The following is a 14,357-nucleotide window of genomic DNA, read 5'->3' as shown; positions in this document are numbered from 1 at the left end:
AATATCGTTACCAAAGTGGGTGATGATTTTATGGGGGTGGTTGCGGCGGCGAAAGCAAACGTTATTACCCACGTGGGCAACTCAACGACGGCGGCTGTTTTGCTTGGTAAAGGCAATATTCTGACCAAAGTAGGAAAGGGGACGACAGTCGGCTTGCTTATTTCCGATGTCGGTAACGTGATGACCCATGTTGGCGAGGGCACGACAGTGGGGTTTGCCAAAGGTAAAGCCAATCTTATCACCAAAGTTGGGGATGGCACCGGGGTGAATGCGGTCTGGGGTGAAGCGAATATCCTGACTCAGGTGGGAAATGGCGACCGTTACAACTTCGCGAAAGGTCAAGCGAACATTGTTACCAAAGTGGGTAATGGGCAAGAAGTCACGGTGGTTCAGGGCGATGCCAACATCATTACCCATGTGGGTAACGGTGACGATTACACTGGTGCCTGGGGCAAAGCCAACGTGATCACTAAAGTCGGTGACGGGCGTAATGTGGTGCTGGCGAAAGGTAAGGCTAACATTGTCACTCAGGTGGGTAAAGGAGACAGTTTTAATGCCTTATGGAGTGAAGGCAATGTCGTCACCAAAGTGGGTGACGGTATGCAGATTACGGCAGCAAAAGGGAAAGCTAACGTCACGACGACAGTGGGCAATGGTTTAAATGTCACCGCTGCTCATGGTGACGCTAACATTAATACCCATGTGGGGGATGGTATTTCGGTTGACGTGGCGTGGGGGAAATATAACGTCAATACCAAAGTTGGGGATGGCCTCAATGTTGCGGTAATGAAAGGCTTAGGTAATGCCAATATTCAAGTTGGTCATGGCTTATATGTTAATGCCTCTTATGCGCGCAACAACGTGGCGATTAAGATTGGTGATGGTGATTTTTACAGCTTGGCTGTGGCATCGAGTAATACAGAAAGCAACAAACTTACCTCTTTCTTCAACAATATCAAACAAACTGTACTCGGTGTGGGTGGCAGCCAGGCGATTAACTATCTGGTGCATGGGGATGAAGCTAACACATCGGGCACCCATAAAGGCAGAGGCGCGATAAATTTAGCGGAAGTTTCCTCCATTGATGGTTTTAAGATGGATGAAATTAATCAAGTTGGTTCGGACTTAAACAATCGTCTCAATGGTGCTGTAACAGCGGTAGAAGTACCTAATATTGACTCAATAGAAAATTCTTTAGCCAGTTCGTTGAATCGAAAAACGCGATCGGTATCAGATCGGAACGAAAATCTGATCGTCAATGGTAATTTTGAACAAGGTAATCAAGGTTGGCAGTCCACTAATGGTGTTGAGGCATACCATGTGGCGAGTGCTTACGGCCTTAATAATGCTGGTCATGGAAAACGAGTCAGTGAACTTGATGTGAATGTTAACACCACGCTTTCGCAGGAGTTGCAAAATCTGTCGGAAGGAGAAGTGGTTTCACTGAGCTTTGACTTTGCAAAACGTTCAGGTCTTGCTTCAGGCGAAGGTATGGATGTGATATGGAATGGTAAAAGTATCTTCACAACCTCTGGCAACGAAGTTGAGTGGCAAAATAAGGCCTTACAATTAACCGCACAAGAAGGTACTAACCGAATTGAGTTTAAAGGTACGGGCCAGAATGATGGGTTAGGCTATATCTTAGATAATGTCGTTGTAAAATCTGAGATGTCATTGATTTTGAATGGTGATTTTGAACGCGGTGATCAAAGTTGGCAATCAACCAATGGTGTTGAAGCATATCATGAGGCAAGTGCTTACGGCCTTGATAACGTAGGTCATGGCTCACGGGTTAGTGAACTTGATGTGGATGTCAGTACTACTATTTACCAGGATCTGAAAAACCGGTTTGAAGGTGAAGTCATTTCATTAAGCTTTGATTTTGCAAAACGTGCAAATAATATTATGCCTAATGAAGGCATGGAAGTTATTTGGAATGGTGAAAGTAAATTTACCATTACTAATGGTGATACGGCATGGCAAAGTGAAACACTGGAATTAATCGCTAAAGCAGGTACTAACCGTATCGAATTTAAAGGTATCGGCGATAATAATGGTATTGGTTATATCTTGGATAACGTTGTTGCAAAATCTGTAGGTACATTGCCAGCCAATAGTGTTACTGAATATGCTAGGCAAGATCAGGCGGCTAAAAATGCGTTAAGTGATAAAGAAAAAGCCGAAAAAGATCGTCAGCTTCTGGAACAAGAAAAAGAGAAACAACTGGCAGCGGTTGAAAAATCGAAATCTCAATTGGAATCAACGGATCAGGAAGCGCTTAACCAGAATGGGCAAGTGCAGAGTGATGCGATAAAAGAAGAAGCTCAGGCAGTGACTGAAGAACTGACTTTAATCGCTGACAAATTTAAACAATTTAAAGATGAAACTGATGGTAGTCGTGAGTTGGATAACCATTATCTCGACTACGCGGGTGGAATTTCTGAGGACATCCAGAAACGATTGGATGATATCCGTCCGACATTAGAAAAACGGCTGGCAGAGATACATCGGGATACTATTGATACACAGCAAAAAGTAAAAGATGCTGTGGTGCTATCAGAAGCAGGCGCCGAAAAAGGTAAACAAAATCGAGATAAGGCGATTCTTGATGGTGTAGACGCACAATTCAAAGCAGATCAGAGAAAAGAAGAAGCACTTTCACAACAGCAGCAGGCAGAAAAGGCGAAGGATAACGCCAATATTGCGTATCAGAATGCAGAAAGCCGTGGTAAGCGTGATACTGTAGCGGCGGAAAGTAAAGCGGCTCAGACCCAAACTGATGCTAAAGGGGCGAAACTGAGTGACTCCAAACCTGCTCGTATTGGTGCAAGTGGCAGTGGCTTGTCAGGAGAAAAAGCCTATGAGTCAACGGGGGCGGGAGAAACTGGCAGCCATATTGATCCTGAATCGATGCCAGAAGCGAGAAACAGATATTATCAAGGACTGACCGAAGAAGAATTGCAAGCGTTGGAGAGTGCTAAACAAGCTGTTAGCCGGTTGCAGATCAACGCGGGAATTCGTGCAAAAAATACGGGTGTTTCGTTTATTCCTCGGTCTGTTGAAACACAATCTGACAGCATTGTAGTTCCTCTTTCACATGAGACGCGTGAACTCGTTAGAAAAGCGCCGATAATTTCTGGTATTAATCTGGAAGGATTGGGTGGCAGCAAGAAGAGGGCAGTCGATTCTTCCGTACTCAGTCGTGCACAAAAAATCGCCCATATCTACCGTTGGCTTGATAATGGTAACGATAATATGTCGGACGAATATATTCCTGTTCCCGGATTTAAGCGTGTTAATGCAGATATTTCTGATAAAACCAGGCAACGGATAGTGACTTTTGTTGAACGGCATCTCAAGAATCCCAATGCCAAAAATAAAGTACCTGAAAATGAAATCACGTCTTTAGCGAAACTATTTGTTGACGCCACACTAGATTATGACTGGGATAAACGAGTTGAGTTTATTACAAAACTAGACAGTTATGGCTATAGCTTTGAACCTGCCCGCGATGACAAAAGTATTGTTTCATTCTGGTCCGGGAAGAGTTTTAGAAGGCATCGAGATGTTCTTGAGGCCGCTCAACCGGATGGTAAGAAAATTGTTTACGATGTTGATGTGCAGGGAAACGCTTTTGCGATTCAACTCAATCAGCAACTCATGCGTTGGGGAATTATGTACCTCGCCGATCCTGAAAATAGTGAACATAAAGCGCTAAGATCGGCAATTGATGCTGCTACGTATAGCAACACCGGTTTCTGGAGTTCCATCTATACCGCGGGATCACGTGGTGATGTTTATTTGATCTCTGAGGGGGGATTACGTCTTGGCAACTATTTCTGGAATGTTGAATTACCTGTATTGCGTAAACTACAACGTGAAGGATTAGTCGGTGATATTCGATTGTTGGATAAGCCGGCAAGTGAATATAAAGGGTTGCCTACCGAGTCGATTGGCCGCAAATTAACAGAGGCGGGTATTGCTGTGCAGGCGCGGTTTGATGCTTTGACTATTGAAGAACAGAAAAAACGGCTGTTAGCTAACCCCGGCGGCTATAAAGCCGATACCGTTGTTGATCTCGATATTAAGCTCAGTGCTGTCGACACGATGCTAAATCAAGCATTACCGTTTTATGGATTACGTACAGAACGTAACATATTAGTGAAAAAGAGTGGTGAAGGATTTGAGGTGCGTTCGTGGCCAGGTAATGGCAATGAATTTAAGAGAATTATTGTAAAAAATACCACCAGCAATAATCTGCTTAAAGCAGTTGAACGTTTTATTCTTGCTAATTACGACAATTATGCACAGTTACCTGATGAGCTATATTTCATTGAAGATCGGATTATATCTCATCATCAAGGACATACTCGAATTCTTACTGAGAAAGTGAATGGCATCTGGAAACCCGTACCAAAATTGATGTTGGTGAGTGAGTTCCAGCAAGCCGCATCTGTTGCAGGTAAAATTCGTGGTGACAGTTACCAAAAAGTGATTGATGCATTAGAGAGTTATCACCATGCTCGACAAGGAAGAAAAGACTATGAATTGGATGTGATTGGAAAATTATCCGATTTGCGCCAACAGGTTGAAGGATATCTCTTAGGTCATCCTGACTCAGGTCGTGTACCAGCAATGAAGGACTTATTGTCTCAAATTGACACGCGCTTTGAAGAGTCGATGGTGCTCGCTGAATCCACAGTGAGAATCCCAGAGCAAGGCGATTTCAGTAGTCTGTACGATAAGCTTGACAGTGCGAATCTCAAGGATTCAAAACACTTTTATGTTGATGAAAATGGCGATTTTGTCACTCGGGGTAAGGCAAATATTTATATTGACCAGAAAGCAGAGAATTTTGATAAAGCGGTCGAGCAAGTCAAAGCAGCGGTTATTAAAGAATATGGTCAAGATGTTTCAGATGCCGTCTTCTCGAATCTGAAAGCCAGTGATTTATCGATGGATGGTAAAGGCATTGATGTCTCTGGTTTAAGAAAAATCCATCAAGCGATTGAGCAACATTTATCTCCGATAAGTGCCACACTGTTTGTTTGGAAACCGAGCGATCATAGCGAATTGGGTCACGTCGCCATGCAAATTGGTCAGGGACGTGCGCATATTAATACTGACGACGCAGGTGCTATCAATGAGAAAAATTATGTCAGTTGGTGGCCGTCGTTGAACCATAAAACTCTTGAAGCAGATGTCGCCTTTGAAGAGCATGATAAGTTCGGCCTGAAAGATGGTGATCGTAAATTACAACGTTTCATTGAAAAGCTGCAATTGGCACGAGGGATAGATATAACCTTCAAAGATGTTACTGAAGGCTTTGCTATGATGGTATTGGCAAATCCTACGTTGTTGCAATCAGCCGACATTCCTGAGCAGATATACCAGCCATTTGTTGAAATGTGGAATGATCATCAATATGAGATGGCCGATGTTGGCAGACTTTTTGCGGAAGAATTGCGATATCAAGCCGATAAAAATGTACAAGACCCTCAACTGGCAGAAAAACGTGTTGCTAATGTCATTCGTGAATTTAAAGAGCGAGAATTGGAGAATACTCGGGAATTTAAAATTAGCGAAGCCGATCAAGGGCGCGTATTCCGCATTAACCTTGAAGGTCTGGATGTGGCGGCAATGCAGACGGAATGGAATAAAATCAGTAGCGACCCTAATAAGCATTATCAATTGCTGACGAATAACTGTTCAAGCATTGTTGCCAGAGTATTAAAAGCAGGGGGTGCAGATAAACTTGTCGGCCATAAGTGGCTACCAAAGTTTGGTACCTGGACGCCAACTGAGTTGTTTAACTATGCTCAGGCACTTCAGGAAGCTCAGCTTGAAACAATAGCGAAAAAACAAAACCACTCTCCTGTGGAAGATTTAACTGCGTTATCTGGCAAAAATAAGGCATTAGAAACAGTCGTCATGGAGAATGATAGCACTCCATTATTGAATGAACTTATTACCAAGGATGGTTTGCGTAAAGAGGCCAAAGTTTTTGCTAAACCGATAGGTCCTTCTTATCAGGCAATTCTGGACGAACTTGACCGCATTCATAACCTGACTGGAAACGAGCAGTTAGCCGCAGGCTTCGAACTATATCAACGTATTACCCGTTACCTTGATGCACATCCTGATTCCAAACGTAATACCGCCTTGAGCAACGTACAGACGCAACTGGGGGATATTATGTTTAGCGGTGCATTACAGGAGGTGCGTAGCCCGTTGCTGGAGATAGCTCAAACTCGACCTGAGATGGCATTACGGATCTACCAGATTGCCCGCAATGAAGTTCGTGGTGATACATCAGGACTGACAGATCTGATGGTGCGTTGGGTGAAGGAAGATCCTTATCTTGCTGCTAAGTTAGGATATCAGGGGGAAATTCCCGCCGATCTCGCTTTTAATCCTAAATTCCATGTGGATTTAGGTGATCAGTTTGATGATTTCAAACAATGCCTGAGTCGAGCTCAAGATAAAGGATTACTGACTCATGCCCGGATTGATGAGCAGAATAAGCGGGTTCATCTCGGCTATAGTTATAATGAGCTGCTGGATATGACGGGATCTGAAGATGTGAAGATGGCGGTCTATTTCCTTAAGGAAGTCGCTAAACAAGCGGATCCAAATTTTGCTGGTTCACACGAAGCGATTTTACTTAATCGGTTTGCTAATCCTGCCTACTTGGTTCAGTTGGAGCGAGGTAGGTTGGCACAGATAGAAGCGATATATCACAGCTCCCGTCAAACAGATGTCGCGGCTTGGGACAAACAATATTCCTCAGACGCCCTGACACAACTCAACCGTCAGCTTAGTGACGGGGTAGATCTGAATAACCAGTTATCGGTGCTGCTTAAGGATCGCCAAGGGTTGCTGATCGGTGAGAGTCATGGTTCAGATCTTAATGGATTGCGTTTTGTCAATGAGCAGATGGATGCGTTGAAAGCTCATGGCGTGACGGTTATTGGATTGGAGCATTTGCGTTCGGATTTGGCTCAGCCGTTGATAGATAAGTTCTTGGCAGGTGGAGATATGCCCGCTGAACTGGCCGCTATGATTGAGACCAAACATTTGCCTGTTGACTTATTTGCGCAGGCTAAAAGTAAAGGGATCAAAATTATTGCATTGGATGACAACAGCACGACTCGTCCGGCAATAGAGGGATCACAACATGGCCTGATGTATCGTGCTGGTGCAGCTAATAATGTGGCGGTTGGGCGGTTGGGACAATTAGCTGAGGGAGAGAAATTTGTTGCCATTTATGGTGATGCTCATCTGCAATCCCATGAAGGTATTGATCATTTTGTACCTGGCATGACTCATCGTCTCGGTTTGCCGGCCCTTAAAGTGGATGCAAATAACCGTTTCATAGCTCAGGCGGATGATATTAGCTTGCGCAAGCGTTATGACGATGTTGCCAATGTGCCGCGCATTCAATTGCTTAATAGTTTGCAAGCCACATCAGCGGTAGAGTTAGTTCATAAGCCCGTTGAGCTCTGGCAAACAGTAGAGGTAATGCCACAAACCGATGGTCGAGGGACCCGCTTTGATGGTCAAATGATTATCCAGATGGAGGATGATCCTGTAACAGCCAAAGCAGCGGCTAATCTGGCGAGTAAGCACCCGGATTCCAGCGTAGTTGTTCAACTTGATTCTGAGGGGAAATACCGCGTTGTCTATGGTGATTCATCTAAATTTACACCATCAGACAAGTTACGCTGGCAGATTGTGGGGCATGGTCGTAGCGAATCCGAGCGGAATAACACGCGTCTGAGTGGTTACAGTACCGATGAACTGGCAATAAAACTCAAACAATTCACTCAGAGCTTTGGTCCAGCGGGTAAACCAGACCACATTAGCATCGTGGGTTGTTCGCTGATTAATGATGACAAACGAGATGGCTTTGCCCGTCACTTCATCACCGCCTTAAAAGGGCAAGATATTCACACAACTGTTTCGGCTCGTCGTAGTGAAGTTGCCGTTGATGTGACTGGCCGTAAATTTACCCAAAATGAAAATAATCAATGGATCAATAACCTGACTGATAACAAAGTCGTCTTGAGTTGGAATGAAAAAGGTGAACTTGAAACTCGTTCAGAGCGAGTGCGTCGCAATATTGCTGAAAGCGATATCAATCTTTCTCGTGTCGGTATAGCGGATGCAGATACGCTAGCCAAAGGTGCAATTGTGGATAATACAGATATTTTCACCGCACCAGAGAAGCGCAAAAATAAAATTGAAACCGATTCAAGCCATATATCGAATAACCAGCTAAGTTACTCGGGTAATATTCAGGTAAATGTGGGGAATGGTGAATTTAGTGCGCTCAATTGGGGAACATCGAACGTTGGCATCAAAGTGGGTACCGGTGGCTTTAAGTCGTTGGCCTTCGGAGATAATAATGTGATGGTGCACATTGGCAATGGCGACAGTCAACACAGCTTCGATATTGCCGGTTATCAGGCGCTTGAAGGGGCACAAATGTTTATTGGCAATCGTAACGTCAGTTTCAATAAAGGCCGTAGTAATGACCTGATTGTGATGATGGATAAATCCTTGCCAACGCCGCCGTTGGTTAATCCATTTGATGGTGCGGCCCGTATTTCCGGTGTGTTGCAAAGCATTGCTCATTCTGGTGAAGAGCAGGACTGGCTAGCGGCGCAAGATCAGCAATGGACAATCGCTGGTGCGAAAAAATTTGTTCAGGATATGTCTGGTTTGGACCAAACCAGCAGCGTTGACTATAAGACGCTGGTTGATTTGGGTTCTCAACATGAGCGTAGTAGCCGTGGTCTGAAAAGTGATACGGAAGCAGCGCTGAATAAGCAATTCAACCAGTGGCTAAGTAATAATGGCAACAGCGTTGATATGGGTAAAATGAGCCGTGCAGATAAATTCCGTCAGGCCAATGAGAAACTGGCATTTAACTTTGCAGTAGGGGGACAGGGGGCGGATATTCAAGTGACCACGGGCAACTGGAACTTTATGTTCGGTGATAATATCCAGTCGATTCTCGATACTAACCTGGGTTCGTTGTTCAGTTTAATGACTCAACAATACTCGACAACTGGTATAGCGAAGACAACGTTTACCTATAATCCGCAGGATTTGCCCCGCCAGCTTAAGAACAAATTGCTTGGCCGGTTAGCCAGTGTGAATGCAGATACCACTTTAGCGGATATCTTTGATGTAGATTACACTGCGGATGGTCGTATTGTCTCCCGTGGAGACGAGCCAGTGGATGGTGTGGCTATTCTAAAAGAGATGATTGAAGTCATTGGAAAATTCGGTGGTGAACAACTGAAAGTTTTCACTGATCCAGATCAATTGCTAGACGGCCTGAAATCTCACCTCAATATGGGGACGGATGGCATTAAATCCTTTGCTGAGAGTCATGGCCTGAAACAGAAAGAGCCCGATGAAAATGAAAAAGCGCAGAGCAGCATGTCAGCGACTATAGGGACGGAGAGCACCAAACCAGAGCGTGCACTTGGTTTTCATTCGCTGAATTTGCCTAACTTATTTGCGACGATGTTCAGTAAAGATAAGCAAGAAGAGATGAAGTCATTAGTGACCAATTTAAAAGGAAATCTAACCGCAGATCTGCTCAATATGGAGCAGAAAACGTTTGATTTCTTGCGTAACAGCGGTCATCTGCAAGGGGATAGCGATATCCATGTATCGTTGGGTAACTACAACTTCAACTGGGGCGGTGATGGTAAAGATCTTGGCGCCTATTTGGGCGATAACAACAACTTCTGGGGTGGTCGCGGGGATGATGTTTATTATTCAATCGGCACTTCCAACATCTTTGCAGGCGGTGCAGGCAATGATCTGGGCGTCCTGATGGGACGTGAGAACTGGATGTTTGGCGGTAGTGGTGATGATACCGCGGTGGTAGCCGGACGTATTAACCATGTGTTCATGGGCGAAGGTAATGACCAGACGTTTGTCTTTGGCGAAGGTGGCTTAATTAATACCGATAAAGGCCAGGATTACGTTGTTACTTCAGGCAACTACAACCGGGTGGATACCGGAGAAGATCAAGATTATGCTGTGACTATTGGTAATAACAACCGGGTTGAATTGGGTGCAGGCCATGATTTTGCCAGAGTATTTGGTAATGATAACCGAATTGACGGCAACACCGGTAACGATGTGATTAAACTGATGGGCTACCATGCGGTGATTAATGGTGGAGAAGGTGACGACCATCTGATAGCGGCCACTATTTCGAAGTTTAGTCAGTTTGATGGTGGTGATGGTCAGGATCTGCTGGTGTTAGGCGGTTATCAGAACCGTTTCCAGGGTGGTGCGGGTGTAGATAGCTTTGTGGTCAGTGGTAAGGTGATTGACAGTCAGGTTGATGATATCAATGCAGAAGATATGATTGTCTTTGACGGCATTGACTGGCAAAACCTGTGGTTCCAGCGTAGCGGATATGATCTGGTATTATCAGTAAACCGCCATACTGAGGATAAAACTGCTCAGGGGGCATTTGAATCAATAGGTTCGGTCACTTTTAGCAATTACTTTAGTGGTAATCGTGCCAAACTGGTGGCGCAGATGGGAGATAAGAATGCATCGAGAGAGCGTGAGTTTACGGCGCTATCGGATAATGCGGTTGATACTTTGATCCAGTCAATGAGCAGTTTTGCGCCGACAGCGGGTGATAATGGTTTTATTGAAAATCTGGACAGTAAGGCGAAAATTGCCATTACAACGGCGTGGTCAGATATCACTATTGGCAAGGCGCAATTTGCGTAATTAAGTCTCTAGAATAAAAGTAGAATGAGTAATAAAAATGGCTCACAGAATGAGTGAGCCATTTTTTACTGCTGAATAACGAATGTTCATTATATTATAGGTTATTCACTGACCTATGGTTATTTTTATTGATGAATTTTATTTATCATTATTATTTCCTGACTAAAAAAGTAGGATATTATTATCTCATTTACTTATATTGTTTTAATAGTTATAATCTGTGTGGTTATTTATGGAAATGGAATAAAATAATTGATCGTAATTGATGAAATTTTATATCTTAGCTTAGTCGTTACTTTATTATCTTATCTGTATTTTCAATATTATCGTGGAAAAAATATCTGCGTTAACGATCTTTTTGAATTTTTTATTTATCTCATTCGATGGATTTGTTTTAAGGTGTTTATATACCCTATGGATTTCAAGATGCATCGCGGCGGCAAGGGAGCGAATCCCCGGGAGCATAGATAACTATGTGACCGGGGTGAGTGAGTGCAGCCAACAAAGAGGCAACTTGAAAGATGACGGGTATAAATGCATCAAATTGAAACTTTTCTGAACTTAGTGTTTTCCTTGTTATATCCGTTTTATTAATAAATTACTTTTGGAAAAAAGTATGTCTGATAAATTCGTAAAAATAATAGCTGATGTTAATTTTAATAGCGGTTTTTTTCTTTATTTAAATTTTTGCTATTAAAAATCAGAAGATTTTACTGTTTTGTGAGAGATTGAATATTCAAAATAACTGCCCTATCTGTTAGGTGCAGTGGTTTTCTGCTTAACTTCAATAATAAATTAAAGGACTATTGATGGGGAAATCATCAAATAGAAGTACAGAGTACTTTTTTACTGGGAAATATTATGACGATAATGACGGTAACAGTATTACTGCTATTGGTGTTGGTGGTGAAGTTTATGCTTATGGCGGAAATGATGATGTTACTGTTGGTTCATTAAAGGTCGATGTATATCATACGAATGGTGAACTTTCGGTAAAGGGAGCCTCAGGTTATACCGGTATTCGTAAAACGGGAAATGGCGGCCTGTCATTTTCTGGTGCGTCCGGTGCGGCTTTTATTGATCACACCGGTGAGACGGGAAATTTAAATTATTCGGGTGCTGCTGGCTATAACAAACTGGTTCGTAAAGGTTTATCTGGAGATACAAGTTTTAAAGGGGCTGGTGGATACAATGAATTATGGCATGAAATTGATCAGGGAAATATCTATTTTGCTGGTGCAGGAGCAGCTAATAAAATTGACCGTACCTGGTTTAGTCATTATGAGGGTACTCAAGGAGATGTAACATTTAACGGCGCAGGCGCTGCAAATAGTATCGATTCGCGGATAGAAAGCGGTGACGTCATTTTGAATGGTGTTGGTGCTGATAATCATATTGTACGTAAGGGTAGAGAAGGTAACGTTATCTTGCGTGGTGCGGGGGCAGCGAATCGCATTGAACGTATACGTCATAGTGAAGATGGATATGAACAGACACAGGGTAATATTACTCTTGAAGGTGCGGGTGGTTATAACAAACTCTATTCTGATGTTGCCCACGGTAATATTCATTTTACTGGTGCAGGAGCTTATAACGAAATTACCCGAGCAGGTACGAAAAATGAAATAGAATTTGCTCAGGCTAAAGATATTGTTATGACATCAGCAACAATGGAGGGATTCTGGATTCAACAATCTCAGCAAGTTAAAGCAGTTAAATCCTCTGTAGAGCCTGATACTTATCTCTTTGCCATTGCCAATAATGTTAATACTAAAGTTGTTTCTGTGCGGCTGCAAAATAATCCTGATACCGGTAAGCTCCGTTATTATGCCACTTCTTGGTATAAGGAAGGTAATCATCTTAAGGATATTGCTAAAGAAAATATCAACGTAAATAATGGATTTATCCCCGTTAAAAGGGAAGGTGCTATTACGCTTGCTGATATTAATTTTGTATATCGACAAGAAACCACAATACAGGGCGTTGAGGAGGAATTATTAACCGATAAATGGGTGAATTATTCCTATGGTACTAACATTGAAGCGAAAAATGTCACACTGGGTAGTGCCAAAATGGGAGGATACGCGATCTCTTCTAATGGGCTGAAAATTGATGTCTCTCCGGTTAAATCAAATGAGCAACCTGATACTTATGTATATGCAATATTTCTGGAACCTTATACCAAAGTGGTTGAGGTTAAGTTGGCGAATGATTATGAAACAGGAAAGCTGAAATATATTGCAAAATCTTGGTATAAAAAAGGTGACCATACTGGCCGTTTAGCGGATGAAAGTTTTTCCTATCCTCGCGGTTATCGATCAATTGGGGCTGGTTATACGTTAAGCCAACTTCATTATGATTTAAATATATCAGATGATGTTGCTGATTGCTTGACGGATCTTGAAGGTTATTCTGAGCAAGATCTTATCAAATCATCAAAGAATGGTGGTGATAGTTCCGGTAATATTTATTTCATCGGTGCTGGTGGTGGAAACGTTATTACATCCAATGTGACGCACGGTAATATTAATTTCGCAGGAGCGGGGGCGGCTAACATTATTCTGCACAGTTCAACATTCGGTAATACGTATTTTGAAGGGGGCGGTGGTGCTAACGTCATTGTGAAAAACGGTGAAGAGGGCAATCTATCGTTCCGTGGTGCGGGCTTAGCCAATGTCTTGGTGCACCAAAGCCTGCATGGAGAAATGGATATTTATGCCGGCGGCGCAGCAAATGTTCTTGTGCGGATCGGGGATGGACGATATCTGGCTCATCTTCTGTCCTATGGCAATATCTCGATCCACAAAGGCAACGGTAACAGCCGGGTGTTGATGTTGGGCGGGTACAACACTCATACCCAAATAGGTAATGGCAATGGGAACTGGTCCGGAGCGGGCGGTTTTAACGTCATCACTCAGGCCGGAGCAGGGGATATCTCTTCTGTACTTTTAGGTGGCGCTAACGTACTAACTAAGCTCGGTGCGGGAGATCTGGTTACCGGTATGTTCGGTGGCGCCAATATTATCACCCATCTCAGTGATGAGACTGAAACCGCCAACACCACCGCCATTGCGTTGGGCGGCGCCAATATTCTCACCAAAAAAGGGAAAGGCAATGCGCTGGCGGTCATGGGCGGTGGTGCGAACGTCCTTACGCATATCGGTGACGGCAATACCACGAGCGTGATGCTGGGTGGCGCGAATATCTTGACCAAAGTCGGAAAGGGTGACACGACCGGCATCCTGTTTGGCGTTGGCAACGTGTTGACCCATGTTGGTGACGGTTTGACACTGGGCGTGATGGCTGCGGCAGGGAACATCTTCACCAAAGTCGGGGAGGGGACATCAATTGCGGCCATGATTGGCGCGGGCAACCTGTTTACCCATGTCGGCAAAGGGGATGCATGGGCGTTAATGGGAGGCGCAGCGAACATCTTTACTAAAGTGGGTGACGGTAATGCGCTGGCCTTGATGGTAGCCGCAGGCAATGTGTTTACTCATATTGGGGATGGCACCAGTGTTGCGCTGATGCTGGCAAAGGGCAATATCGCCACGAAAGTGGGTAATGGCATGACCCTGGCGGCG

At 43.8% G+C, this 14,357-nt stretch carries 2 protein-coding genes; both read left to right on the top strand.

What is annotated here, in order from left to right; genetic code table 11:
* Positions 1-10,773, top strand: a 10,773-nt coding sequence (gene rtxA / locus LG003_RS21390; protein ID WP_262981596.1) for an MARTX multifunctional-autoprocessing repeats-in-toxin holotoxin RtxA, incomplete at its 5' end; no start/stop codon positions are given.
* A gap of 809 nt (positions 10,774-11,582) precedes the next feature.
* Positions 11,583-14,357 (top strand): MARTX multifunctional-autoprocessing repeats-in-toxin holotoxin RtxA (gene rtxA / locus LG003_RS21385; protein ID WP_262981595.1); only part of this gene is annotated, 2,775 nt, incomplete at its 3' end.

Source organism: Photorhabdus kleinii, from assembly GCF_025384885.1.
Classification (GTDB): Bacteria; Pseudomonadota; Gammaproteobacteria; order Enterobacterales; family Enterobacteriaceae; genus Photorhabdus; species Photorhabdus kayaii.
The sequence above is the reverse complement of the archived record's forward strand: the minus strand, read 5'-3'. Positions and strand labels throughout refer to the sequence as shown.